The 23,002-nt window shown below is 75.0% G+C and carries 24 protein-coding genes and 1 pseudogene; 10 read left to right on the top strand and 15 right to left on the bottom strand.

What is annotated here, in order from left to right; genetic code table 11:
• The first annotated feature begins 9 nt into the window (after positions 1-9).
• A pseudogene (locus LG395_RS18615) lies at positions 10-737 on the top strand (TIGR02452 family protein).
• A gap of 237 nt (positions 738-974) precedes the next feature.
• Here LG395_RS18615 and LG395_RS18620 read toward each other — a convergent pair.
• Together LG395_RS18620 and LG395_RS18625 are read right to left on the bottom strand one after the other, a co-directional pair.
• Positions 975-1,463 carry a type II toxin-antitoxin system PemK/MazF family toxin gene (locus LG395_RS18620; protein WP_225810517.1) on the bottom strand — a complete coding sequence of 163 codons (489 nt, stop codon included), beginning with the start codon at positions 1,461-1,463 and terminating at the stop codon, positions 975-977.
• A 46-nt stretch (positions 1,464-1,509) separates the two neighbouring features.
• Positions 1,510-1,983, bottom strand: a complete 474-nt coding sequence (locus tag LG395_RS18625) for a cupin domain-containing protein (protein ID WP_225810518.1) — start codon at positions 1,981-1,983, stop codon at positions 1,510-1,512.
• Positions 1,984-2,092: 109 nt separating this feature from the next.
• Here LG395_RS18625 and LG395_RS18630 point away from each other — a divergent pair, with 109 nt between their 5' ends.
• Positions 2,093-2,776, top strand: a complete 684-nt coding sequence (locus LG395_RS18630; RefSeq protein WP_171150595.1) for a helix-turn-helix transcriptional regulator — start codon at positions 2,093-2,095, stop codon at positions 2,774-2,776.
• Positions 2,777-3,001: 225 nt separating this feature from the next.
• Positions 3,002-3,430: a hypothetical protein gene (locus LG395_RS18635; protein WP_225810519.1), complete on the top strand. Its 429-nt coding sequence runs from the start codon at positions 3,002-3,004 to the stop codon at positions 3,428-3,430.
• Between the two features lie 283 nt (positions 3,431-3,713).
• Here LG395_RS18635 and LG395_RS18640 read toward each other — a convergent pair whose 3' ends face one another.
• The 5 genes from LG395_RS18640 to LG395_RS18660 all read right to left on the bottom strand — a co-directional run bounded on the left by LG395_RS18640 (position 3,714) and on the right by LG395_RS18660 (position 9,287).
• Positions 3,714-5,201 (bottom strand): SPFH domain-containing protein, encoded by a 1,488-nt coding sequence (locus LG395_RS18640; RefSeq protein WP_225810520.1) that lies wholly within the window; start codon positions 5,199-5,201, stop codon positions 3,714-3,716.
• Between the two features lie 133 nt (positions 5,202-5,334).
• Positions 5,335-5,553, bottom strand: a complete 219-nt coding sequence (locus tag LG395_RS18645) for an NfeD C-terminal domain-containing protein (RefSeq protein WP_189887123.1) — start codon at positions 5,551-5,553, stop codon at positions 5,335-5,337.
• Positions 5,554-5,579: 26 nt separating this feature from the next.
• A complete protein-coding gene (locus tag LG395_RS18650; RefSeq protein WP_225810521.1) occupies positions 5,580-7,016 on the bottom strand; it encodes an amidase in 1,437 nt (478 codons plus the stop codon).
• Positions 7,017-7,438: 422 nt separating this feature from the next.
• Positions 7,439-8,401, bottom strand: coding sequence for an alpha/beta hydrolase (locus tag LG395_RS18655; RefSeq protein WP_225810522.1), 963 nt, complete (start codon positions 8,399-8,401; stop codon positions 7,439-7,441).
• Positions 8,402-8,726: 325 nt separating this feature from the next.
• Positions 8,727-9,287, bottom strand: a complete 561-nt coding sequence (locus LG395_RS18660) for an NADPH-dependent FMN reductase (RefSeq protein ID WP_171150589.1) — start codon at positions 9,285-9,287, stop codon at positions 8,727-8,729.
• 99 nt (positions 9,288-9,386) lie between these two features.
• Between LG395_RS18660 and LG395_RS18665 the strand changes: the two genes are divergently transcribed.
• Entirely contained in the window at positions 9,387-10,067 is a 681-nt protein-coding gene (locus tag LG395_RS18665; RefSeq protein ID WP_171150588.1) for a TetR/AcrR family transcriptional regulator, read from the top strand.
• A gap of 364 nt (positions 10,068-10,431) precedes the next feature.
• Here LG395_RS18665 and LG395_RS18670 read toward each other — a convergent pair whose 3' ends face one another.
• Together LG395_RS18670 and LG395_RS18675 are read right to left on the bottom strand one after the other, a co-directional pair.
• Positions 10,432-11,583, bottom strand: a complete 1,152-nt coding sequence (locus LG395_RS18670; protein ID WP_225810523.1) for an FAD-dependent oxidoreductase — start codon at positions 11,581-11,583, stop codon at positions 10,432-10,434.
• Positions 11,580-12,308 (bottom strand): TetR/AcrR family transcriptional regulator, encoded by a 729-nt coding sequence (locus tag LG395_RS18675; RefSeq protein ID WP_225810525.1) that lies wholly within the window; start codon positions 12,306-12,308, stop codon positions 11,580-11,582. The genes LG395_RS18670 and LG395_RS18675 overlap by 4 nt, the downstream gene beginning before the upstream one ends.
• A 155-nt stretch (positions 12,309-12,463) precedes the next feature.
• On the opposite strand from LG395_RS18675, the gene LG395_RS18680 reads away from it, so the two are divergent.
• Positions 12,464-13,477: a LacI family DNA-binding transcriptional regulator gene (locus tag LG395_RS18680; RefSeq protein ID WP_372463409.1), complete on the top strand. Its 1,014-nt coding sequence runs from the start codon at positions 12,464-12,466 to the stop codon at positions 13,475-13,477.
• 39 nt (positions 13,478-13,516) lie between these two features.
• On the opposite strand, the gene trxA is transcribed toward LG395_RS18680, so the two are convergent.
• Positions 13,517-13,924, bottom strand: coding sequence for a thioredoxin (gene trxA / locus LG395_RS18685; RefSeq protein WP_171150584.1), 408 nt, complete (start codon positions 13,922-13,924; stop codon positions 13,517-13,519).
• A gap of 140 nt (positions 13,925-14,064) precedes the next feature.
• Between trxA and LG395_RS18690 the strand changes: the two genes are divergently transcribed.
• On the top strand, positions 14,065-15,495 hold the full coding sequence (locus LG395_RS18690; RefSeq protein ID WP_225810527.1) for a dihydrolipoyl dehydrogenase family protein: 1,431 nt from the start codon (positions 14,065-14,067) through the stop codon (positions 15,493-15,495).
• Between the two features lie 7 nt (positions 15,496-15,502).
• On the opposite strand, the gene LG395_RS18695 is transcribed toward LG395_RS18690, so the two are convergent.
• A complete protein-coding gene (locus LG395_RS18695) occupies positions 15,503-16,147 on the bottom strand; it encodes a peptide deformylase (protein ID WP_225810528.1) in 645 nt (214 codons plus the stop codon).
• A 133-nt stretch (positions 16,148-16,280) separates the two neighbouring features.
• On the opposite strand from LG395_RS18695, the gene LG395_RS18700 reads away from it, so the two are divergent.
• From LG395_RS18700 to LG395_RS18710, 3 genes are all read left to right on the top strand, one after another.
• Entirely contained in the window at positions 16,281-17,657 is a 1,377-nt protein-coding gene (locus LG395_RS18700; protein ID WP_225810530.1) for a PepSY-associated TM helix domain-containing protein, read from the top strand.
• Positions 17,658-17,884: 227 nt separating this feature from the next.
• Positions 17,885-18,283 (top strand): BlaI/MecI/CopY family transcriptional regulator, encoded by a 399-nt coding sequence (locus LG395_RS18705; protein WP_171150580.1) that lies wholly within the window; start codon positions 17,885-17,887, stop codon positions 18,281-18,283.
• Positions 18,284-18,289: 6 nt separating this feature from the next.
• Positions 18,290-19,237 carry a M56 family metallopeptidase gene (locus tag LG395_RS18710; RefSeq protein WP_225810532.1) on the top strand — a complete coding sequence of 316 codons (948 nt, stop codon included), beginning with the start codon at positions 18,290-18,292 and terminating at the stop codon, positions 19,235-19,237.
• Between the two features lie 128 nt (positions 19,238-19,365).
• Here LG395_RS18710 and LG395_RS18715 read toward each other — a convergent pair whose 3' ends face one another.
• The 4 genes from LG395_RS18715 to LG395_RS18730 all read right to left on the bottom strand — a co-directional run bounded on the left by LG395_RS18715 (position 19,366) and on the right by LG395_RS18730 (position 21,828).
• Entirely contained in the window at positions 19,366-19,815 is a 450-nt protein-coding gene (locus LG395_RS18715) for a winged helix DNA-binding protein (protein ID WP_225810534.1), read from the bottom strand.
• Positions 19,812-20,303, bottom strand: coding sequence for a MarR family winged helix-turn-helix transcriptional regulator (locus tag LG395_RS18720; protein ID WP_225810535.1), 492 nt, complete (start codon positions 20,301-20,303; stop codon positions 19,812-19,814). Before LG395_RS18720 ends, LG395_RS18715 begins: the two co-directional genes overlap by 4 nt.
• A 137-nt stretch (positions 20,304-20,440) precedes the next feature.
• On the bottom strand, positions 20,441-21,268 hold the full coding sequence (locus LG395_RS18725; protein ID WP_225810536.1) for a cytochrome c oxidase assembly protein: 828 nt from the start codon (positions 21,266-21,268) through the stop codon (positions 20,441-20,443).
• Positions 21,268-21,828 carry a DUF2243 domain-containing protein gene (locus LG395_RS18730; RefSeq protein WP_225810538.1) on the bottom strand — a complete coding sequence of 187 codons (561 nt, stop codon included), beginning with the start codon at positions 21,826-21,828 and terminating at the stop codon, positions 21,268-21,270. The genes LG395_RS18725 and LG395_RS18730 overlap by 1 nt, the downstream gene beginning before the upstream one ends.
• A 273-nt stretch (positions 21,829-22,101) precedes the next feature.
• On the opposite strand from LG395_RS18730, the gene LG395_RS18735 reads away from it, so the two are divergent.
• Positions 22,102-22,959 carry an MBL fold metallo-hydrolase gene (locus tag LG395_RS18735; RefSeq protein ID WP_225810540.1) on the top strand — a complete coding sequence of 286 codons (858 nt, stop codon included), beginning with the start codon at positions 22,102-22,104 and terminating at the stop codon, positions 22,957-22,959.
• The last annotated feature ends 43 nt before the right edge of the window (positions 22,960-23,002 follow it).

A 23,002-nucleotide genomic window follows, 5' to 3' on the forward strand; every position in this document is an offset into this window, starting at 1 on the left:
GGTGGTGCCGTGAGCGCACGCCTGCGCGGGATCGCCGAGGAAACGGAACGTGTCGTGGCCGCGGGCCGGTACCGCGCGCCGGACGGCCGTGCGGTGTCGCTCGCCGCCTCGGTGCGGGCCGCGCGGGCGGGCACCCGGATGCTCGGCCCCGCCCCGGTGCCCGTGACACCGGCGACCGGAACCGACGGAACCCCGGCGGCGGTTACCTGGGCGGAGCCCAGGCCCAGGAGGAGGCATTGTGCCGCGCCTCCGCGCTGCACACCTGCCTGTCGACGGCCCGCGCCTTCTACGACCACCACCGTGCCGACCACGATCCGTTCTACTCGGACCGCGTGATCCACTCCCCGGCCGTCCCCGTCTTCCGCGACGACCGGGGCCGGCTGCTCGCCGAGCCGTACCACGCGGGCTTCCTGACGGCCGCCGCCCCCGACGCGGGTGTCGTCCGGCGTACGACGCCCGAGCGGGCCCTCGCGCTCCCGGCAGCCCTGGCCGTCAGGGCCGAACGCGTCCTGGAGACGGCCGCGGCCCAGGGGTACCGGCGGCTGGTGCTCGGCGCCTGGGGCTGCGGGGTCTTCCGGAACGAACCGGCGCAGGTCGCGGGCGCCTTCCGCGCGCTGCTGGAGCCCGGCGGCCGGTTTGCCCGGACCTTCGGGCACGTGGTGTTCGGCGTGCCGGACCGGACGCCGGGGGCGCCGGTGCGAGGGGCCTTCGCTCGGGCGTTCCCGGAACCGGTGTAGGCCAGGCGGGAGTTGGGGGCACCGCCGCCGGATCGGTTCCGGTCGGGGACCAGGTGGGCGGTCGGACCCGGCCGTAGCGCTTGAGCCGTGGCCCGGTCGTGGGACCTGTGCTGTGGGCCCGGCCGTGTGCGGCAGGCCCGGCCGTGGGACTTGCGCTGTGGGCCTGACCGTGGGACCTGTGCTGCGGCCCGACGCGTCACGTCCTGTCCCGCCACTCGTACAGCGGCCCCGCGCCGGTCAGGTCCACCCGTAACGCTCGTGCAGGCGTTGGCGGACCAGGTTGAAGCGCATGCGGTCCAGGGCGCACGCCTCGCGGCGCATGCCCTGCTCGTGCAGCCGCAGCACCCGGTCCACGTCCACCCACGAGTCGCGGCCCGACCGGTCCCACGGCCCGCTTCCGATCGGCACCCACCGGTGCGAGTCCCGGCTCCGCTGGAGCGGCTTCGCCGCGCCCCCTGTCGCACCGTCGTGCCGCTTGCTGGAGAGCTGCACGGCGAGCAGGGTGCCGGCCGCCTCCCGGGCCACCACCAGCACCGGGCGGTCCTTGCCCCGGCCGTCGTTCTCCTCGAACGGCACCCAGGTCCACACGATCTCGCCGGGGTCCGGGTCGCCGTCGTGGGCCGGGGAGTACTCGGTGCGCACCCGGCCGACCTCGGGCGGGTCGGCCTCGGTGGTGGCGTGCGGGCCCTGACGGCCGGGGACGTCCTCTTCGGTAAACGTGCTCACGGAGGCACCCTAGTGGTGCGCGCAACCCGGCCCTGGAGCAGGTGGGTTACCGCGGGAGCGGACCGGGGTGCCGGGCAGGCGCGGAACCGGGGACCTGGACCGGTGCCGTGGCCGCGGGGCGTGCGCCGATCCGCAGGCCGGGGCGCCGGCCGTGCACCGTCACATAGGTGAGCCCGGACTCGCCGGCGGTGATGCTGCGGGCAGCGCCGCGCGGCAGCCAGACGAGGGCGCCCTCGCTGAGCGCCTCCACCGCCTCCGAGGAGCCGTTGCCGAGCGTGCCGTCCCCGGCGACGACGAGGACCAGCACGTCCAGTTGGGTCTCGGTGTGGGCCGTGATCCGTCCGCCCGGGGCCAGCCGGACGACGTTCGCGTCGAGCTGCCGGCCGCTCTCCGCGAGCTTCCACAGCACCCCGGACGGCACCGGGGGCGCGTCGGCCGGCGCGCGGGTGTCGCACAGCACGCGCGGGCCCGCCGTCGGACGGCCTGTTGCTGCGGTGTCGGTCGCGGACGGCGACGTCATCTGGTGATCCCCCCGGCTCTTCCCATCCCTGCCACGGTATGCGGTCACCCTACAATTAGAACATGTAGGATTCGTGAAAATGAGCGCAGGCGGGAGAGGGGGTCCGGACGTGACCACGCGGGAGAGCCCGCGCCGCCGGGAGGTGCTGGAGGTGCTGCGCACCGCGCCCGCGCCGCTCGGGGTCGCGGAGACCGCCCGGCGGATGGGGCTCCACCCCAATACCGTGCGGTTCCACCTGGACGCCCTCGTGGCCGACGGCCTGGTGGAACGCAGGACCGTGGCGCCCACGGGACCGGGCCGGCCCCGCACCGTCCACACCGTGCGCCCCGGCATGGACCGCGCCGGCCACCGCGACTACCGGTTGCTCGCCCGGATGCTGCTCAGCCGGTGGGCCGCCGCCGACCCGGCCGGGGCACGGGAGGAGGCGATGGAGACGGGCCGGGCCTGGGGCCGCTTCCTGGTGGACCCCCTCCCGCCGTACGAGCCGGCGACGCCCGGCCGGTCGGTGGCCGCGTTGCTCGACCTGCTGAACGGCCTGGGCTTCGCGCCGCAGCCGGAAGGGGAGGAGCGAGCGAACGGCGAGTCCGGCCGGACGCCCGAGCGGATCCGGTTGCGGCACTGCCCCTTCCTGGAACTCGCCGAGGAACAGGGCGGGTTGGTGTGCCCGCTCCATCTGGGCCTGATGCAGGGCGCGCTGGCGGAGCTGGGCGCGCCACTGACGGCGACCACGCTGGAACCGTTCGCCACACCGGATTCCTGCGTGGCCCACTTGGCGGGGGCCGCCCCCGGCTGATCCGTCCCGCGCGCTCCGGGTGCCTCACGGCTGGGCCCACCGCTCCGGACCGAGCCACCGCGCCGCTCGCCGGATCCGCAGCCACCGTGCCGCTCGCCGGAATCGCAGCCACCGTGCCGCTCGCCGGATCCGCAGCCACCGCACCGCCGTACCACCGCACCGCCGTACCACCACACCCACCGCACCATCCGCCTCGATCAGCCCCTGCGGAGAAAGGCCCCTTGCATGAACACCACCGCCGCCGCCACCGCCGGCGCGGTCACCTTCGTCTGGCTCGGGATGGTGCTGGCGATCTCCTTCCTGGAGGCGCCGCTGAAGTTCCGTGCCCCGGGTGTGACGATCCCCGTCGGTCTCGGCATCGGGCGACTGGTGTTCCGCGCGCTGAACGCCGTGGAGACCGTCCTCGCGGCCGTCGTGGTCCTCACGGTCGCGCTGGGTGACGCCCCGGCCGCCGTCATCTCGCTGACCGCGGCGGTGGCGGCCCTCCTCCTCGCCCAACTGGCCTTCGTCCGCCCCCGCCTCAACCGCAGGTCCGACCGGGTCCTCGCGGGAGAGGAACTGCCCCGCTCGCGCAGCCACCTGTGGTACGTGGCGCTGGAAGTCCTCAAAGCGGGCGGCCTGATCGCCCTCGGCGTCACCCTGCTCACGACCTGACCCCCGCGGGGCACCGGCCGGAACCCGGTCGCCCGCCCGCCGTGCAGGCCTTCCCGCCCGCCGGGCTCTCCCCAACTCGCCGTGCACGCCGGCCCCGGGGCACGGGCGGCCCCGGCCCGGCACCCGGACCTCCCGCCCCCGGCTCACGGAACTCCCCGCCGACCCGGAACTCGCCCACCCCGCCGCGAACCCGGCCCGAGCCCCCCAGACGGCCGGCCGGTTCGCGTACGCGCGCGGCCGGGGCCCCCGGTGAGGGATCCCGGCCGCGCACAGCACCCCTTCCTCAGCCCTCCTGCTGCACGGGCACCTTCTGCGAGGCAGGCGCCACCACGCCGTTGAGCGAGGGCGAACCACCGTTCACCGGCTGCCCGTCGTCACCCATCGTGGCGAGCAGCTTGCGGGCGAGGCCCAGCCCCGTGCCGCCCATCGTCAGCGCCTTGGCGAACAACTCGCCCATGCCGTCGGCGCCGTTGAGCAGCACCATGTTGTCCACGTTGCCGAACGCCGACGCGCCCGCCTGGACGATCTCCGGCCACTTCTCGGCGAGTTGCTGGGCGACGACCGCCTCCTGGTTCTCCGCGAGGGCCGCGGCCCGCGCCTTGATGGCCTCCGCCTCCGCCAGACCCTGGGCGCGGGTCGCCTCGGCCTCCGCCAGGCCCTTCGCCTGCTGGGCGGCGGCCTCGGCCTCACCGGTGGCCCGGGTGGCGTCGGCGGTCGCCGCCCCCCGGGTCTTGGTCGCCTCGGCCTCGGCCGCGGCGGCGGCCTTCACCCGGGTCGCCTCGGCCGCCGCCGCCAGCTCCGTCTCCTTCGCCTTGGCCTGGGCCGCCGAGATCCGCGCGTCACGCTCGGCCTCGGCCAGCGTCCGCTTCTCGTACGCCTTGGCGTCCGCCGGCTTGCGGACGTCCGCCTGGAGCTGCTGCTCGCGCCGGTGCGCCTCCAGTTCGGCGACCCGCGTCTCCTGCACGACGACCTCCTGCCGGGCCGCCGCCGCGGCGAGCGGGCCGGCCTGCTGGGCCTTGGCCGCCGCCTTGTCCCGCTCGGCTTGGTAACCGGCCTGGAGGATCTCGCTGTCCCGGGTGGCCTCCGCCATCCGCGCGAACGACTGCTGCTCGGCCTCCGTGGCCAGCCGGTTGGCCTCGGCCTGCGCGATGCGCGCGTCCCGCTGGACGGCCGCCGCGTGCGGCATCGCCAGGTTCTGGATGTACCCGGTCGGATCCTCGATCTCGTGGATCTGCAGCGAGTCCACGATCAGACCGAGCTTCTCCATCTCCGTACCGCAGGCCGCCCGGGTCTGCCCGGTCAGCTTCTCCCGGTCGCGGATCATGTCCTCGACCGTCAACCCGCCCACGATGGACCGCAGATGGCCCGCGAAGACGTTGTGCACCCGCTCCGACATCAGCTTCTGCTGGTCCAGGAAGCGACGGGCCGCGTTCGCGATCGACACGAAGTCGTCGCCGACCTTGAAGATGACCACGCCCCGCACCTTCAGCGGAATGCCCTGGTGCGTCACGCAGTCCACGTGCAACTCGGTCTCGTTCAGGTCCAGCGACAGCTTGCGCACCGCCTGCACACCGGGCAGCACCAGCGTGCCGCGCCCGGTGACGATGCGGAAGCCCATGCCCTCCTCCAGGCCCTCGGTGCGGTGCTTGGACCCGGAGATGATGAGCGCCTCGTTCGGCTCGGCGACCCGCCACATCATCTTGAACAGACCGATCAACACGAGGACGGCAACGACGACCGCCCCCGCAACGACGCCGACAACCATCGGCATACGCCCCCTTTGCATGGTGCCCTTTCGGCACCGAACGAAGGGAGTGTGCGCCTGCCGTGAGCCCGGGTGAAGACGCCGGGGAATCCTTGTTGCAATCTTGACGCACGCCGCCCTCACCTGGGGCGACGGGGGCTCAACTGTCGTACGCCGCCGTCACGTAGACCGTCCTCGGCGGCAGGTACTCCACCACCATCACGACCGTCCCGGTCGCGATCCGGCCCGTGCCGTCGGCCGGATAGGCGAGGAAGTGCTCCGCGCCGCCGCGCACCCGCACGATCACCTCGCCGACCAGACCGGGCCCGACCGTCCCCGTCACCCGCCCCATCAGCCCGACCATCGACGCGTCGTCCATGACCCCAGCGTACGGGCGGAACGGCGTCACGCGGCCGGAGTGCCGGCGTCCGCGCCGGCGTCCACCCCCTCCGGCGGCCACCGCTCGTGCCAGCGCAGCTCCGCCTCCACCTGCGCGGCCAGGGACACCAGGAGTGGCTCGCTGTCGGCCGGACCGAGCAACTGCGCGCCCACCGGCAGTCCGGGGCCCGCGAACCCGGCCGGCACGTTCACCCCCGGCCAGCCGAGCACGTTCCACGGCCAGGCGTACGGGCAGGCGGCGATGATCGCCCGGTCCGTGGCCAGCCCGCCGAGCCGGGCGAGCGCACCGAGCCGGGGCGGGGGCATGGCGGTGGTCGGGGCGAGGACCACGTCGTACGACTCGAAGAACGCGCCGATCCGCCGGTGCAGCACCGCCTCGGCGCGCCGGGCCGCCCGGAGCGGGGCACCGGCGAGCAGCCGGCCGAGCCGGGCCGCGCCCCGGGTGCGCGGATCGAGCAGCGCGGGATCCGGGGCCTCACGGACCCGCTCGGCGATCCCGGCGGTGGCCCGGGGCAGGAAGGCCAGCCCGATCCGCCCGTACGGCGGATCGGCCTGCTCCACGACGTGCCCCAACCGGGCCAGCCGCTCGGCGAGTTCGACGACCCGGGAGCGGATCACCGGGTCCAGCCGGGCGGGTACGGCGGTGAACGGCGGCTTCAGCGACAGGGCGACGCGCAGCCGCCCCGGGTCGCGGCCGACCGCGTCCGCCACCGTCAGCGCGGGCGGCCGGTGCGGGTCCAGGGGGTGGTTGCCGCTCGCCGCGTCGAGCAGCACGGCCGCGTCGGCGACGGTACGGGCGAGGGTGCCGTTGACCGTGATGCCGTGGAAGGACTCGCCGCGCGGCCAGGTCGAGATGCGGCCGCGCTGCGGTTTGATGCCGATCAGATGCGTCCAGGAGGCCGGGATGCGCACCGAGCCGGCGCCGTCGGAGCCGAGGGCGGCCGGGACGAGCCCGGCGGCGACGGCGGCGGCCGAACCACCGGACGAGCCGCCGGGCGTGTGCTCGGTGTTCCACGGGTTGCGGGTGTCCCCGAACGCCGGCCCCTCCGTGAACGGCCACTGCCCCAGCTCGCAGGTGTTCGTCTTGCCGACGATCACCGCACCGGCCGCGCGCAGCCGCCGTACCGCCTCCCCGTCCGCGGCCGCCGGGGGGAACTCGCCGCAGCAGCCGAACGCGGTCGGCTCACCGGCCACGTCCATGTCGTCCTTCACCGCCACCGGCACCCCGAGCAGCGGGCGCCGCACACCGGCGGCCAACTCCCGGTCCGCCGCGTCCGCTTCGGCGAGCGCGGCCTCGGCCCGCACGATCCGGAAGCAGTTCAGCGTCGCCTGCGCGGCCTCGATCCGCGCCAGCGTCCGCTCCACCACCTCCCGCGAGGTCACCTCCCCCGCGGCGAGCGCACGCCGGGTCTCCACGAGTCCTGCGGAACGGTCGGGCGTCATGGACGAGCACCTCCGGGAGACTCCGGGCACGATGTCTACCGCACGGTAACGTCGAACCGGCGCGGGAGCGTGGTTTTCCCGGGGGTGTTTCCCGGGGGCGCGGGTTCTTCCGGGGAACGGGGTGGTGTTCGCCAGGGCAGGGGCCGCCTCGTCCTGTCCGGCGGATCAGGGGGCGGACCCGGAGGCGCGTAAGCAGCCGTGCTCGGGCGACTCGTGAGGATCGAGGAGCTGGTCGCGGACCTGCGCGCGGTTCACCCGCCGGGTGCAGCCGGGCGCGCCTCTTCGAGGAGGCACACGTGGACGAGCGGCAAGGACCTGTCCTCGGGCCGGACGCCCGGCCGTGCAGGGGCGGCGCGTTCCGCCTCGCCGATCAGTGACCAGGACCGTCGTGGCCGGGTGGCCGGTGGGTGGTGTGGTGGGGGTCAGCCCAGGAGCCGTCGCAGCCAGGCCAGGCGGGCCGCTCGGGCCGTGCGGGACAGGGCCGCCTCCGGCGCGAGGGCGTCGAAGCCGTGGCAGCCGCCCGGCCAGACGTGGAGCTCCGCCTCGCCGCCGGCCTGCCAGATCCGGGACGCGTAGCCGACCACCTCGTCCCGGAAGGTCTCCGCCGAGCCCACGTCCAGGAACGCCGGGGGCAGGCCGGACAGGTCGGTCGCGCGGGCCGGGGCCGCGTACGGGGAGACGTCGGGGCCGCCGCGGCGGTCGCCCAGCAGGGCCGTCCAGGCGGTCTCGTTCGCGGTACGGTCCCACACGCCCCGACCGGCCATCTGCCGGCTGGAGACGCTGTCGTTGCGGTCGTCCAGCATCGGGCACATCAGCACCTGGCCGAGCGGACGCGGACCCCGCCGGTCCCGGGCCAGCAGGGCCAGCGCCGCGGTGAGGCCGCCGCCCGCGCTGGCGCCCGCGACGACGATCCGGTCCGGGTCGCCGCCGATCTCCCGCGCGTGCTCCGCGGTCCACACCAGCCCGGCGTACACGTCCTCGATCGGCGCCGGGTGCGGATGCTCGGGCGCGAGCCGGTACTCCACCGACACCACGACCGCGCCCAGCTCACGCGCCCAGGCCAGCGGTTCGGTCACACCGGCCCGGTTGGTGCCGGCCACCAGGCCGCCGCCGTGCACGTGGTACAGCACCGGCAGCGGGGCCGGGACGGGAGCGGCCACCGGCCGGCACAGGAGGAGGGAGACACCAGGGGCGCCCCGCGGACCGGGCACCGTACGGTCCTCCGCCTCGAACGCGCCGTCCAGGGTCACGTCGACCAGCTCGACGGCCGCGCCGCGCCGGGCGGCCTCGACGTCGTCCGGCGTCAGTCCGGGCCCGATCACGCCCCGGAACGACTCCAGCACGGCGGCGAGTTCCGTATCGAACGGCGGGGGGATCAGGGACATGGCTCCTGCTGCTCCTAGGGGTCACGAGAGGTCATGAGCCGTCTACCCCTCAGCGTCCTGGTCAGCCCCATGGTGACCTCCCGGACACGGTGATCCCGGTGCCGCGCCGCGGCAGACGCCCCGGTGGAGTGAACGGTTCGCGGCTGCGGCGGTGGAGCGGCTGACGGCGCTGGAGCCGCGAGTGCGGTGAGCGGCCGGGTCGCGGGCCCGACCGGGCGGCGGGCGCGGGCGGGTTGCGGGTACGGCGAAGGGCCGGAGCCGTGGTGGCTCCGGCCCTTCGCCGGGAACGTACGGCGCCGGCCCCCGTGGCGACCGGCGGCACGGCTCAGGCGGCGGCAGCGCCCACGTTGCCGTGCAGACGGGCGACGACCTCGGTCAGCTGGGCGGCGACCTCGGCGTCGTCGACCGGGTGGGTCTCGGCGAAGCGGGTGACCGAGCCGGGGATGGACAGCTTGATGTCCTCGATCACCTTGCCGCCGGCGATGCCCACGGCCTTGCGGGCCTCGTCCTGCGCCCACACGCCGCCGTACTGGCCGAAGGCGGTGCCGATCACGGCGACGGGCTTGCCGCCGAAGGCGCCGGCGCCGTAGGGGCGGGACAGCCAGTCGATGGCGTTCTTCAGCACGGCCGGGATGGTGCCGTTGTACTCGGGGGAGAAGATCAGGAAGGCGTCCGCGGCCTGGGCTGCCTCGCGCAGCTTGGCGGCGGCGGCCGGCACCTGGCCCTCGACGTCGATGTCCTCGTTGTAGAAGGGGATGTCGGCCAGGCCCTCGTACAGCTCGACCTCGGCGCCCTCCGGCGCGAGCTTCACGGCCGCCTCGGCGAGCTGGCGGTTGTGCGAACCGGCGCGAAGGCTGCCGACGAGCGCGAGGATGCGAACAGACATGGGAACTCCAAGGGGCTGAAACATCGCTGTAACGATCCGGACCGGGGTCCGTTTAAGTGTGTACCACCCTAACCGGACCGCGGTCCAGTTTTGTTCCCGATGCTTTACGCTGTCGACATGTCCAGCGCTCTGCCGCCCTTCCCGAAGCCTGAGGAGCCCGTCGACACGCCGTGGTTGCTGGAGGTCGGCCCGGCGTCCGAGGAGCCGCTCCTGCGTGCCGACGCCGCCCGCAACCGGGCCAGGCTGCTGGAGGCCGCCGCGCGGCTGATCGCGGAGCACGGGGTGGCCGGGGTCACCATGGAGGCGGTGGCGGCGGCGGCCAACGTGGGCAAGGGCACCGTCTTCCGCCGCTTCGGCGACCGCACCGGGCTGCTGATGGCCCTGCTCGACCATTCGGCCAGGCAGCTCCAGGCCGACTTCCTGAGCGGGCCCCCGCCGCTCGGTCCCGGCTCGCCGCCCCTGGAGCGGCTGCGGGCCTTCGGTGTGGCGGTGCTGTACCGCACGGCGGAGCAGCTGGACCTCCAGCTCGCCGCCCAGCCGGAGCCGACCCGCCGGTTCGCGCACCCGGCCGCCGGGTCGCTGCACATGCACGCGACGATGCTGCTCCGCCAGATCGTCCCGGACGCCGACTGCGACCTGCTGGCCCACACCCTCCTGGCCTCGCTGGACCCCGCGCTGATCCACCACCTGACCCGGCAGTGCGCGATGCCCATGGAGCGCCTGGAATCCGGCTGGCTCGACCTGGTCGCCCGGGTGACCGGCACGGAACCGCTGCGCTAGGGCCTTTCGTTTGGATCAGGCCGGATCAGGGGGCGGGGTCTGGTGCCGCGCGTCGCAAGGCGGAGGAGGGCGCCAAGCCGAATCCCCGGCCCGTTCACGAGCCCAAGGACCAGGCCGTGTCGCCCCGGCCCGTGGGCAAACCCAGGACCAGGCCGAGTCCCCGGCCCGTTCGCCAGCCTCAGGACCAGGCCGTGTCGCCCCGGCCCGTTAGCAACCCCCGGCGTCGGGCCGGGTCCCCTGGGCCTGTCCGGGATTTCCGGCGCCGGGCCAAGGCGCCCCGGCCGCCCCGGCCCGCTCGGGCCGTCTCGTCCGGCCGGTCTCGCCCGGCCTGGGGGACCGCCCGGGCAGGCCAGGGGCCGCCCGGTCAGTCCCCCAGGCCGGTGAACATGTTCACCAGGCCCCGTGGCGCGTCCGTGCGGAACAGCAGGGACTGGCTGTGGGCGGAGTCAGCCGCGGAGGTCTCGGCGCGGGGGAACATCCGCGACTCGTAGGCGGCCAGCGCGGCCTCCGTGTCCCCGGGGTGCGCGGCCAGGGCGAGGCCCAGTTCGGCGCCGTCGATCAGGGCCAGGTTGGCGCCCTCGCCCGCGAACGGCGACATCAGGTGCGCCGCGTCGCCGAGCAGGGTCACCCCGGGCACCCGCTCCCAGCGGTGCCCGGCCGGCAGGGCGTGGATGCGGCGGGGCACCAGCGCGCCGTCCGCGTCGGCGACCAGCGCCCGCAGGCTCTCGTCCCAGCCGTCGAACTCCTTCAGCACGGCCGCCTTCGCCGCCTCGGTGTCGGTGAAGTCGATGCCGTCCAGCCAGTCCTCGGGCGCCACCACGGCGGCGTACACGTGCAGGCTGCCGTCGGTCTCCCGGTGGGCGAGGAAACCGCGGCCGGGGCCGAGCGCGAAGAGCATGCCGCCGCCGACCACCTCCGCGCTCACCGGGTGGCGCGCCTCCGCCTGCCACAGGTCGGCCTCCACGAACGACACGCCGGTGTACGCGGGCCGGGCCGTGGAGACCAGCGGCCGTACGCGCGACCAGGCGCCGTCCGCCCCGACCAGAACGCCGGTGGTGAACTCGGTGCCGTCCACGAGCGTCACCCGGTGCCGGCCGCCGTCCAGCGGGCGGACGCCGGTGACCTTGGCGCCCCAGCGGACCGTGCCGGCGGGCAGGGAGCGGAGCAGCAGGTCCCGCAGGTCGCCGCGGTCGATCTCGGGCCGGCCGCCGGAGCCGTCGTCGGGTTCGGCCAGCCGGACCGTGCCGTGCCGGTCGAGGACCCGTACGGCCTGGCCGCCGGAGTGCACCCGGGTCAGGAACTCCTCGTGCAGGCCGGCGGCCCGCAGCGCCTCCTGGCCGGTGTCGTCGTGGATGTCGAGCATGCCGCCCTGGACCCGGGCGTCCGCCGACGCGTCCAGGTCGAACAACGCGGCCTCGATGCCGTGCACGTGCAGCACCCGGGCGAGCGTGAGCCCGCCGAGACCCGCGCCGACGACGGCGACCGGGTGGTGGGGGAGGGAACCGGGGGTCGTCATGTGGCCTCCTGGCCGTCGATGGTGACGTCGGTCGGCACGTCGGTCGGCACGTCGGTCGGTGCCGGGGTCGGTACGGCGGTCCGCTCGATGCCGTTGATCAGCGTCTGGAAGGCCCACGACACTCGGGCCTCGGGCGTGCCGGACAGCAGCGCTTCGGCGCCGGCCGCGATGTGCGGATGGGTGGCGGCGGGCGCCTCGCGCAGGGCCCGGGCCGCCGCCTGCCAGTCGCCCTGCGGCTGCTCCCCGGCGTGCTCGGCGGCGGTCGCCGTGGCGTGCTGGAGCAGCAGGTCCACGCCCCAGGCCGCCTGGGCGAGCGGCACCCCGCCCGCGTGGAGCAGTTCCAGCAGGGTCTCGACCAGGCGTAGGTAGTGCGGGCCGCTCGGCCGGGCGGTCAGCGCCGAGCGAGCCAGGGTGGGGTGCTCCAGGAGCATGTCGGTGTAGCCGGTGAGCACCCGCTCCAGCCGCTCCCGCCAGGTGCCCCCGGCCGGTGCCGGGGCGAGGGTGCCGAGCAGTTCGTCCAGGACGGCGGCGTGCAGTTCGTCGGTGTTGCGGACGTACACGTAGAGCGAGGCCGGGCCGGTGTCGAGTTCCTGCGCGAGCCGTCGCATGGTCACCTTGCGGAGCCCTTCCGCCCGCAGGATCGCGACGGCGGCGGCGATGATGCCCTCCCGGGTCAGGGCGGGTTTGGCGGGACGCTCCCGGCGGGAGCGGGGGGCAGCGTTCATGCCCGATACCGTAACGAACATGTTCGTCGCGAACAAGTTCGGGGCGAACATGTTCGTCACCAGTCACGTGGGCGTCCTCTTCGCGTGGGCGTCCTCTTTGTCGAACGATGAACCACCTTGCCCCGCCCGTCCCCGGCCCCCGCCCCTCTGCCAGGATGCGGTCTGTCATGGTGCAGATACCGAACACGCCCACGAGTGCCGATGTGGCCCGCCTGGCCGGCGTCTCGCGCGCGACCGTCTCCTACGTCCTCAACAACACCGGCGCCGTACGGATCAGCGAACCGACCCGCCGGCGCGTGCACGAGGCCGCGCGCGAACTGGGGTACGTCCCCCACGCCGCCGCCCGCAGCCTGCGCGCCGGACGCAGCCGTATGGTCCTCATGCCCGCCCCGGCGATCCCGGTGGGCCCCCTGTACAGCCGGTTCCTGAACGAACTCCAGTGGGCGCTGGGCCGTCTGGACTACACCGTCGTCCAGTACGGCAGCGTCGGTCTGGAGGGGGACGAGGCCGCCCGGGCCTGGGCGGAGCTGCGGCCGGTCGCCGTCCTGGTGCCCGGTGCCGGCCTCGGCCCCGAAGGCGTCGCCGTCCTCAAGCGGTCCGGCGCCCGCGCCGTGGTCACCCTCGGCCCCGGCCGGGTGGAGGGAGCGCACGCGCTGCAGATGGACCACGACGCCGTCGGTCACTGCGCGGGCGCCCACCTGTACGCCCGGGGGCGGCGCCGGATCGGTGTGGTGCTGCCCGGGGAACCGGGACTGGAGGCCTACTCACGGCCCCGGCTCGCGGGCGTGCGCGAGGCGCTGCGGGGCACGGACGCCACCGTCACGGAACTGCCGCTCGCCTACACCGAGGAGGCCGCCGCCGCACTGGCCTCACGCTGGTCCGGGTCCGGCCTGGACGCGGTGTTCGCCTACAACGACGAGTACGCGATGCTGCTCATGCGTGCCCTCCAGGACGAGGGCGTACGCGTCCCCGAGGACGTCGCCGTCGTCGGCGCCGACGACCTGATGCTGGGCCGGCTGCTGCGGCCCCGGCTGAGCACGGTCCGCATCGAACTGCCCTCGGGGCAGGACCTCGCCGGACTCGTCGACCGTGCCGTGCGCGACCCGGGCGGCGAGCCCGAGGTGCGCACCGTGCTGGGGGCCTCGGTGATCCGGCGGGAGTCCAGCTGATCCGCTCCCGCACGCGGTGTCACCGCGGCCCCGCACGCGTTACTGCTGCGCCTGACCCGGCTGCTCCTGCCCCTCCTGGGCCTGACCCTGCTGGGCGGCGATGTCCTTGCGGACCTCGTCCATGTCCAGCTTGCGGGCCTGCCCGATGAGGTCGGCGAGCATCGGCGCGGGCAGAGCGCCCGGCTGGGCGTAGACGGCGACCTGGTCGCGCACGATCATCAGCGTCGGGATCGACTGGATGTCGAAGGCGGCGGCCAGCTCCGGCTGCGCCTCGGTGTCCACCTTGGCGAAGACCAGGTCCGGGTTCTCCTCGGCGGCCTTCTCGTAGACGGGCGCGAACGACCGGCACGGCCCGCACCAGGACGCCCAGAAGTCGATGAGAACGAACTCGTTCTCGGAGACCATCTGGTCGAAGTTCTCCTTGGTCAGCTCCACAGTGCTGCTCATGGCGTGTTTCCCTCTTCCTGGTGTGGGGTGTGCCGACGGCGGAAACACGGCGGCCCGGCCGCCTATTCCACCCGTGCACGCCCCTGTTCCGCGTGCGTACCCGTGTGGCCACGGCGCACACCACCCACCAGACTGACTCCATGACGGAAACGGAATCCATCGCTTACGACGTCGTGGTGATCGGGGGCGGTCCCGTGGGGGAGAACGTCGCCGACCGCACTCGCGCGGCCGGCCTCACCACGGCCCTCGTGGAGAGCGAACTGCTCGGCGGCGAATGCTCGTACTGGGCCTGTATGCCCAGCAAGGCCCTGCTCAGGCCGGTCATAGCACAGGCCGACGCCCGCCGCCTGCCCGGCCTCGCCCAGGCCGTCCAGGGGCCGCTCGACGCCCCGGCCGTCCTGGCCCGCCGGAACTACTTCGCCGCCGACTGGAAGGACGACGGCCAGGCCCGCTGGCTGGAGGGCACCGGCGCCGTCCTGTACCGCGGCCAGGGCCGGCTGGCCGGTCCCCGCACGGTCACGGTCACCGGCCCCGACGGCACGGTCACCACCCTCACCGCCCGGCACGCCGTGGCCGTGTCCACCGGCACCCGGGCCCAACTGCCCGACCTGCCCGGACTCGCCGAGGTCAAGCCCTGGACCAGCCGCGAGGCCACCAGCGCCCAGGCGGTCCCGGGCCGGCTGATCGTCGTCGGCGGCGGTGTCGTCGCCACCGAGATGGCCACCGCCTGGCAGGCACTCGGCTCCCGGGTCACCATGCTGGTGCGCGGCAAGGGCCTGCTGAACCGCATGGAGCCGTTCGCCGGCGAACTGGTCGCCGAGGCCCTCACCGAGGCGGGCGTCGACGTGCGCACCGGCACCTCCGTGGAGAGCGTCGGCCGGGAGAACGGCACGGTCGTGGCCGTCACCTCCGCCGGTGACCGGATCGAGGGCGACGAGATCCTCTTCGCCACCGGCCGCGTCCCGCACACCGACGACATCGGCCTGGAGACCGTCGGCCTGGAACCCGGCTCCTGGCTGGACGTCGACGACAGTCTGCGCGTGACCGGCACCGACTGGCTGTACGGGGTCGGCGACGTCAACCGCCGCGCCCTCCTCACCCACCAGGGCAAGTACCAGGCCCGCGTGGCCGGTGCCGCCATCGCCGCCCGCGCCACCGGCGGCACGGTCGCGGAGGAGCCCTGGGGCGCCCACGCCGCCACCGCCGACCACCACGCCGTTCCCCAGGTCGTCTTCACCGACCCGGAGGCCGCCGCGGTCGGACTCTCCCTCGCCGAGGCGGAACAGGCCGGCCACCGCGTCCGCGCCGTCGACGTGGAGTTCTCCTCCGTCGCGGGAGCCGGCCTGTACGGCGACGGGTACAAGGGCCGCGCCCGGATGGTCGTGGACCTGGAGGACGAGATCCTGCGCGGGGTCACCTTCGTCGGTCCCGGCGTCGGCGAGCTCATCCACTCGGCCACCGTCGCGGTCGCGGGACACGTCCCGGTCAGCCGGCTCTGGCACGTCGTTCCGTCGTACCCGACGCTGAGCGAGGTGTGGCTGCGGCTGCTGGAGGCCTACCGGGACAACTGAGCGGCGGCTAAGGCAGTTCGAAGCCCAGGGCCTCGGCCGCCGCCTCCGGCGTCGGCTGGGCCCACAGGGCAAGGGCCGCCTCGGCGGTGGACAGCGAGCGCGGCTCCGCGCGGTCCAGGTACAGGGTGCCGTCGAGATGGTCCGTCTCGTGCTGGACGATCCGGGCCGGCCAGCCGGTGAACACCTCGTCCAGCGCGCGCCCGTGTTCGTCCGTGCCGCGCAGCCGTACCCCGGCGTGCCGGGCCACCACCGCGACCCACCCCGGCACGCTCAGGCAGCCCTCGAAGAACGCGGCCCTGGCGGTGCCGACGGGCTCGTACGAGGGGTTGACCAGGACCCGGAAGGGCTGCGGCACCCGGCCCCGGGCCACCGCCACCTCCTCGGGCACCTGCGCGGGGTCCTCGATGACCGCGATCCGCAGCGGCACACCGACCTGCGGGGCGGCGAGACCGACACCGGGGGCCGCGCGCATGGTGACGCGCAGGGCCTCGACGAACCGGGCGAGCAGCGCGGGGCCGAGCTGGCCGTCGTACGGCTCGGTGCCGCGCCGCAGCACCGGCTGTCCGGCCGCGACGATGGGCAGGGGGCCGCCGGAGGCGAGGAGTTCCTCGACCCGCTCGGCGAGCGGTGCGTGATCACGGGGAGGTGCCATCGCGTCAGCATGCCACGCCCGCCCGCCGTCCCCTGTGGCCCAGGTCACCAACACCCCGGGGAACTCGGCCCTTTCGCGGTCCGACTACGGGACCGCCCTCGCTTTTCGCCCCGAGCCCCGGAGAACCCCGCCGATGACCACCGCTCCTCCGGCCACACCGGCCGAGGCGTCCCGCCGCGCCGCCCGCGGCCGCTGGGCGCCCCTGCGCCCCCTGGTGCTGCGCCTGCACTTCTACGCCGGCGTGCTCGTCGCGCCCTTCCTGCTCGTCGCCGCCGTCACCGGACTGCTGTACGCGGGCTCCTTCCAGGCCGAGAGGCTCGTCTACGGCCATGAGCTGACCGTTCCGGCCGGCGGGCGCGCGCTGCCCGTCTCCGACCAGGTGACCGCCGCCCGCGAGGCCCACCCGGAGGGCACCGTCGCCGCCGTCCGCCCCGCGCCCGAGGCCGGCGCCACGACCCGGGTGCTGCTCGCCGGGGTCGAGGGCGTGGACGCGGAGCACACCCTCGCCGTGTTCGTGGACCCGTACACCGGCACGGTCCGCGGCGCCCTCGAACAGTACGGCGCGACGGGGGCGCTGCCCCTGCGCACCTGGATCGACGAACTCCACCGCGATCTGCACCTGGGCGAGACCGGCCGGCTCTACAGCGAACTGGCCGCGAGCTGGCTGTGGGTGATCGCGGGCGGCGGCCTGGTGCTGTGGTTCTCCCGGCGCCGCGCCCTGCGCAGGGTGCGCGGCACCGGCGGCCGGCGCCGCACCCTCGGCCTGCACGGCACCGTCGGCGTCTGGACCGCCGCCGGGTTCCTGTTCCTGTCCGCGACCGGCCTGACCTGGTCGGCGTACGCCGGCGCGAACATCGACGAACTGCGCACCTCGCTCGGCCAGGCCACCCCGTCCGTCTCGACGGCCACGGCCGGCGGCGACCACGCGGGCCACGGCCCGGCCGCGTCCGCCGGCGGCACGGTCGAGCACGGCGTGGGCCTTGACCGGGTCCTCGCCGCGGCGCGCGCCAAGGGGCTCGGCGACCCGGTGGAGATCGTGCCGCCCGCGGACGCGGACAGCGCCTACGTCGTCCGGCAGATCCAGCGGAGCCGGCCCGAGAAGCAGGACGCCGTCGCCGTCGACCCCGCCACCGGGCAGGTCACCGACGAACTGCGCTTCGCCGATCACCCCTTGCTCGCCAAGCTCACCCGCTGGGGCATCGACCTGCACACCGGCGTCCTCTTCGGGCTCGTCAACCAGATCGCCCTCGCGCTGCTCGCGCTCGCCCTGATCCTGCTCGTCGTCTGGGGCTACCGCATGTGGTGGCAGCGCGGCCGGGGCACCGCCTTCGGCCCGCCGATCCCGCGCGGCGCCTGGGCGGACGTGCCCCCGTACCTCCTCGTGCCGGCGCTCGCGGCCGTCGCCGTGCTCGGCTGGTTCGTACCGCTGCTCGGCATCCCGCCGGCCTGTTTCCTCGCCGTAGACGTCCTCCTCGGCGAGATCGCGCACCGTCGCGGGCGCCGCGCCTAGGGTCTTCCGTCCGGATCAGGCCGGATCAGGGCACGGTGCCGGGGCCCGCGAGCCCGGCATGATCGAAACGAGAGGCCTCAGGTGTGCTGCCCTCGAACTCCTACCCTCGTACTGGACGTACGCGCGGCAGACAGGACCTCGACGACGGGGCCCACGGGAGTGTCAGTGGCGTGAAGTAGCGTGGAACGGCGGGTGAGCGCAGCAGGATGACGGGGGAGGAGCCTCGGATGACGAGGGAAGGCGGCCGGGCCCGGCGGCGCGGGCAGGGAGAGCTGGAGGGACAGGTCCTCGGCGCGCTGCGCGAGGCGGACGCACCGGTCACCGCGGCCTGGGTGCAGCAGCGCCTCGGCGGTGACCTCGCCTACACCACCGTCGTCACCATCCTGACCCGGCTGCTCGCCAAGGACGTCGTCTCCCGCGAACGGCAAGGGCGGTCGTTCCTGTGGACGCCCACGGCCGACGTGGCCCGGCTGGCCGCGCTGCGCATGCGCCGCCTGCTGGACGGCGAACGGGACCGCGAGGCGGTCCTGGCCAGCTTCGTCACCGCCCTGCCGCCCGGCGACGAACAGGTGCTGCGGGCCCTGCTCGACATCCCCGGCCCGGACGCCGGCGGCACGGAGGGCTGACCGCTCATGGGGGTCTTCGTCTTCCTGCCGCTGGTGCTGCCGCTGTCCGCGTGGCCGGTCGCCCGCCTCGCCGAGACCCGGCTGCACCCGCGCACCGCCACCCGGCTGCTGACCGCGGTCGCCGTCGTGATGGCCGGGTGCAGCACGCTCTGCCTGGCCCTGCTCATGGTGGTCGGCACCGCCCAACTGCCCGGCAACCCGTTGCCGGACGGCTGGTCCGACCCGGAGGTGCGGGCCGCCGTCCCGCACGACGAGGTGGCCGGCCGGGCCGCCATCCCGGCGCTCGCCGTCGTGGCCGCGGCCTGCGCCCGCACCCTGTGGCGGCACCGAAGGGTCACCCGCCGCGCCCGCCGCGCCCTCACCGGGGTGCCGGGGGCCACGGTCGCGGTCCTCCCCGACGGCACGCCGTACGCGTACGCCCTCCCCGGGGGCCGCGGCCACAGCCGGAGCCGGGGACGGATCGTCGTCAGTACGGCGCTGCTGGCCGGGCTGGCACCCGCCGAGCGGCGCGCCCTGTTCGCCCACGAGCGTGCCCATCTGAGCGCCCGTCACCACCGCCACCTGCTCGCCGCGCACCTCGCGGCCCGCGCCAACCCGTTCCTGAGACCGCTGCGCACCGCCGTCGTCTACACCGCCGAACGGTGGGCGGACGAGGAGGCGGCCCGCGCGGTCGGTGACCGGCGCACGGTCGCCCGCGCCATCGGCAAGGCGGCCCTGCTGTCCCCGCGCACGCCGGTGCCGACCGTGGCCGCGCTCGCGGCGACCGGCCCCGTGCCGCGCCGGGTGGCCGCGCTGCTGGCGCCTGCCCCCACGGCCCGGACCTGGCCGTCGGCGTTCACCTCGGTGGGCCTGGCCGCCTGGGGCGCCGCTGCCGGGGCGCTGGTCTCGGCGATGTCGTCGGCGAACTCCGCCGTCACCCTGTTCCTGATCCTGCACGCGGCGACGCCGCTGTGACGACGCAGGGGGCCGGACCGGCGCCGTCCTGGCCGCGTGGGCCGGCGCCGGCCGGGTCCACGGGCACGCGGCCGTTCGAGGAACCCCGCAGGGGGCGGCCGGGGCGTCACCGCCGGGGTCGGGCGGCCCTACCGCTGCCGTAGGCCGGCCAGCTCCGCCTCCGCCCGCTCGGTGAGCAGGGCGAGCACACGGCCGGCCACCGCCCGGTCCTCCTCGCGGACGCCCGCGTACAGCCGGGCGGAGACCGTCGCGGCCTCGGCGGAGCTGGTGGTGTACACCCCGCGCCCCGCGTCCGTGAGCCGCAGGGCGCGGGCGCCCTCGGGGGCGAGCAGGCCGGCGGCCGTGAGGTCCTCGACGGCGCGCTCGGCGTCGTTCTCGGCGACCTTCACCGTGTCGACGACGCCCGCCACCAGCGCGGCCCGCTCGACAGGCCCGTCCGCGAGGGACGCGAGCCGCAGGGTGACGGACTGCAGGAAGGAGATGCCGTGCGGGGCGAGGACGCGTTCCAGTACGGCCCGCAGGGCGTAGTGGGCGAGGCCGATGACGCGGCTGTCGACGCGGGGTGCGGTGGTGGTCATGACTGCTCCGTCTCGTGATCGGTGGTGCCGAACGGGTCAAGCGGTGCGTCGAGCAGGGCCGTCAGGTCCCGGGTGAACTCCTGGGCGCGCGGGCTGTCGGGCCCGCCGAGGGGTGCCAGCAGCTGGCGCAGCAGTCCCTGGACGACGTCGATCGCCTGCCGGGTGGTCTCGCGGCCCGGCTCGGTGAGGGCGAGTTGAACCGCCCGCGGGTCGGCCGGGTCCCGGGTGCGTGCGATGAGGCCGGCCGATTCCAGGCCACGGGCCAGTTTGGAGACGTACAGGGCTTCCAGACCGGTGTGGTCGGCGAGGCGCCGCTGGCTGGGGCGCACCCCGGAGCGCTGCATGCCGTACAGCGACGCCACCAGGGAGTACTGCGCGTGTGTCAGCCCGAGCGGGGCCACCGCGCGGTCCACCGCGACCCGCCACTTCATCGACAGCCGCCACACCAGGAAACCCGGCGTGGCTCCTTCGGACACCTTGTCGCTCATGCCGAATAGAGTACATGGCTACTATGTCCATGGCTACTATTTTCGTGGCTGCTACCTTCCTGGCCGCCACCTTCCTGGCTACTGATTGCCCGGGGTGTCCCCCCCCGGCCGTACGGGCCGCACGCCTCCCGCACGTCCTACCGCGCGGCCCGCACCGCGTGCCCCGCGACCGCGCCGCGTGCCGGGCGCCAGGTGGCGACCAGGGCGGCCGCCAGCAGGAGTTCGGCGATGTCACCGCCGTAGTACATGATCTCGGCAGCACCCTGGACCTGGGGGACCGGAGCGTCGACGGCCACCCAGTAGCCGCCGTACATCAGTTGCGCGATGCTCGCGTGCACCGCGATGGCGCAGCCCAGGCAGACCAGCCGGGCGCGCACACCGGGGCGGCCCGGGGCGGGGTCGGGTCCGGCGACGGCGTGCGCGAACAGACAGCCCGCCAGCAGGAAGTGCGCGTGCAGCAGCCAGTGGCCGGCCGGACGGGCCGAGACGGCGTCGTAGAGCGGGGTGAAGTACAGCGGCGCGAGGCTGCCGGTGGACAGCAGCAGACCGGTGACGGGGTGGGCGAGCAGGCGGGCCGGGCCGCTGTGCAGGAGCGCGGTGAGACGGCGGGCGCGGGATGCCGGCAGGGCGCGCAAGCCGAGGGTCGTCGGGGCGCCCAGCACCAGGGCCGTCGGCGCGTACATGCCGATGAGCATGTGCTGGGCCATGTGGCCGCGGAAGTCACGGTGGGCGAGGGCGGCGACGGGCGGCAGCAGCGCCGCCGCCAGCAGGAGGAGGCCCGTGCAGAAGGCGGCCGTGCGCCAGGGGTTCCAGCCCCGGACGGGGTTGCGGCGGCGGACCCGGCGCACCAGCAGCAGATAGCCGCCCGCGCACGCCAGCAGGGCCAGGACGGGGAGCACGGCCTCCCACGCGCCGCCGCTCCCCGCGCCGTGCGTGTGCGTGTGCATGTGCGTGCCGTCGGGCATCAGACGGCGTGTCCGGGGCGTGCGGCGCGCGGCGCGGCGGGATCGAAGGGCCGGGCGCCGCGCCGCAGGAGCATGCCGCCCGCCAGCAGCAGCGCGCCGAGCACGAGGAAACCGATGTCCCACCACACCTGGTAGGGGCCGCCGTGGACGTGGTGGATGCCCAGAATGTGATGGTCGAGGACGCCCTCCACGAGGTTGAACAGGCCCCAGCCGGACAGCACCCAGCCCCAGAGCACCCGCGAGGCCCACACCTGCCGTCGGCCGGTGGCGACCCGTGCGTACAGGACGGCGAGGCCGCCGAGGACGGCGAGCCAGCAGACGGTGTGGAAGACCCCGTCCCAGACGGTGTTCATCTCCAGCCCGGAGACGGTGTGGGGGTCGTAGTACTTCACCCCGATGTGGTCGTGGTCGGTACTGGTCAGCATGTGGTGCCACTGGAGGAGCTGGTGCAGCAGGATGCCGTCGACGAATCCGCCGAGCCCCACCCCCAGCAGCAGGCCGGGCAGCCTGAGGCTGGGCGGTGTGTTCTCGGTTCCGGTCTCGCGCACGGTGGTAGTCATCGCTCCTCGTCTCGGTCGGCTCCCCGGTCGGTCCCCCCGCCCGGGCGGGTACGGCAGCGGCTGCCCTACGAGAGCTACCAGCTCCCCGGCTCGACCGCTGCGGCACGCTCGGCCATCTGTGCGGACGCGGGCGGCACCGGACCGGAACCGGCCGGGACAGGCCCTCTCATGCCCTCCGCCCGCCAGGGGTACCCGGCCGCCCCGGGAGGAACCCGGCACGCCCGCGACGGTGCGGGCGCCTGTGACGGCTCGGACGGAAGGGCGGCGGAACCCATGCCCGCTACCACGGACACACCCACCGACGACACGGTCGACCTGCACTTCCTCGGCAACGCGACCGTCCTGCTGCGCTACGGGCCGCTGACCCTGCTCACCGACCCGAACTTCCTGCACCTCGGCCAGTACGCCTACCTCGGCAACGGCCTGCTCACCCGGCGCCTGACCGAGCCCGCCCTGCAACCGGAGGACCTGCCCCGCCTCGACGGGATCGTGCTGTCCCACCTGCACGGGGACCACTGGGACCGCCGGGCCCGGCGCCACCTGGACCCCTCGGTCCCGGTGCTGAGCACCCCGCACGCCGCGCGCCGCCTGAAGGTGCTGCACGGGCGCGAGCGGGTGGCCGGACTGCGCACCTGGCAGGGGCTCACCCTCCGGCAGGGCCCGGTCCAGGCCACGGTCACGGCGTTGCCCGGACGGCACGCCGGACATCCGGTGCTGCGGCGACTGCTGCCCCCGGTGATGGGCAGCATGATCGAGCTCGGCCCCGCCGGCGGCCCGCCGCGGCTCCGGCTGTACGTCTCCGGCGACACCATGCCCTACGACGGCCTCGACGAGATCACCCAACGCTTCCCGGCCGCCGACCTCGCCGTCCTGCACCTGGGCGGCACCACGCTGCCCGGCGGTTTCCTGGTCACCATGGACGGCCGGCAGGGTGCGGAACTGGCCCGGCGTCTCGGCCCCCGCGCCGTCCTGCCCGTGCACTACGAGGAGTACACGGTGATGTGCTCGCCCCTGTCCGCCTTCCTGGCCGAGGCCGGCCGGCTCGGCCTCGGCGACCGGATCGTGCACTGCCCGCGCGGGCACCACGCCCGGCTCGTGACCGAGCCGGGAGCGGCGCCCGTCGTCGGCTGACCGGCGTTCCGGGGCGCCGGGCGCCCCGGCGTGTCAGGGCCGC

Origin of the sequence: Streptomyces spinosus, assembly GCF_020400655.1 — a bacterium.
Lineage (GTDB): Bacteria > Actinomycetota > Actinomycetes > Streptomycetales > Streptomycetaceae > Streptomyces > Streptomyces argyrophylli.

Excerpts from the sequence above, each read along its gene's own strand:
- LG395_RS18625 (WP_225810518.1), bottom strand. The coding sequence starts at position 1,983 with ATGACGTCGCCGTCCGCGACCGACACCGCAGCAACAGGCCGTCCGACG.
- LG395_RS18635 (WP_225810519.1), top strand. The coding sequence starts at position 3,002 with ATGAACACCACCGCCGCCGCCACCGCCGGCGCGGTCACCTTCGTCTGG.
- LG395_RS18640 (WP_225810520.1), bottom strand. The coding sequence starts at position 5,201 with ATGCCGATGGTTGTCGGCGTCGTTGCGGGGGCGGTCGTCGTTGCCGTC.
- LG395_RS18645 (WP_189887123.1), bottom strand. The coding sequence starts at position 5,553 with ATGGACGACGCGTCGATGGTCGGGCTGATGGGGCGGGTGACGGGGACG.
- LG395_RS18650 (WP_225810521.1), bottom strand. The coding sequence starts at position 7,016 with ATGACGCCCGACCGTTCCGCAGGACTCGTGGAGACCCGGCGTGCGCTC.
- LG395_RS18655 (WP_225810522.1), bottom strand. The coding sequence starts at position 8,401 with ATGTCCCTGATCCCCCCGCCGTTCGATACGGAACTCGCCGCCGTGCTG.
- LG395_RS18660 (WP_171150589.1), bottom strand. The coding sequence starts at position 9,287 with ATGTCTGTTCGCATCCTCGCGCTCGTCGGCAGCCTTCGCGCCGGTTCG.
- LG395_RS18665 (WP_171150588.1), top strand. The coding sequence starts at position 9,387 with ATGCTTTACGCTGTCGACATGTCCAGCGCTCTGCCGCCCTTCCCGAAG.
- LG395_RS18670 (WP_225810523.1), bottom strand. The coding sequence starts at position 11,583 with ATGACGACCCCCGGTTCCCTCCCCCACCACCCGGTCGCCGTCGTCGGC.
- LG395_RS18675 (WP_225810525.1), bottom strand. The coding sequence starts at position 12,308 with ATGAACGCTGCCCCCCGCTCCCGCCGGGAGCGTCCCGCCAAACCCGCC.
- LG395_RS18680 (WP_372463409.1), top strand. The coding sequence starts at position 12,464 with ATGCGGTCTGTCATGGTGCAGATACCGAACACGCCCACGAGTGCCGAT.
- trxA (WP_171150584.1), bottom strand. The coding sequence starts at position 13,924 with ATGAGCAGCACTGTGGAGCTGACCAAGGAGAACTTCGACCAGATGGTC.
- LG395_RS18690 (WP_225810527.1), top strand. The coding sequence starts at position 14,065 with ATGACGGAAACGGAATCCATCGCTTACGACGTCGTGGTGATCGGGGGC.
- LG395_RS18695 (WP_225810528.1), bottom strand. The coding sequence starts at position 16,147 with ATGGCACCTCCCCGTGATCACGCACCGCTCGCCGAGCGGGTCGAGGAA.
- LG395_RS18700 (WP_225810530.1), top strand. The coding sequence starts at position 16,281 with ATGACCACCGCTCCTCCGGCCACACCGGCCGAGGCGTCCCGCCGCGCC.
- LG395_RS18705 (WP_171150580.1), top strand. The coding sequence starts at position 17,885 with ATGACGAGGGAAGGCGGCCGGGCCCGGCGGCGCGGGCAGGGAGAGCTG.
- LG395_RS18710 (WP_225810532.1), top strand. The coding sequence starts at position 18,290 with ATGGGGGTCTTCGTCTTCCTGCCGCTGGTGCTGCCGCTGTCCGCGTGG.
- LG395_RS18715 (WP_225810534.1), bottom strand. The coding sequence starts at position 19,815 with ATGACCACCACCGCACCCCGCGTCGACAGCCGCGTCATCGGCCTCGCC.
- LG395_RS18720 (WP_225810535.1), bottom strand. The coding sequence starts at position 20,303 with ATGAGCGACAAGGTGTCCGAAGGAGCCACGCCGGGTTTCCTGGTGTGG.
- LG395_RS18725 (WP_225810536.1), bottom strand. The coding sequence starts at position 21,268 with ATGCCCGACGGCACGCACATGCACACGCACACGCACGGCGCGGGGAGC.
- LG395_RS18730 (WP_225810538.1), bottom strand. The coding sequence starts at position 21,828 with ATGACTACCACCGTGCGCGAGACCGGAACCGAGAACACACCGCCCAGC.
- LG395_RS18735 (WP_225810540.1), top strand. The coding sequence starts at position 22,102 with ATGCCCGCTACCACGGACACACCCACCGACGACACGGTCGACCTGCAC.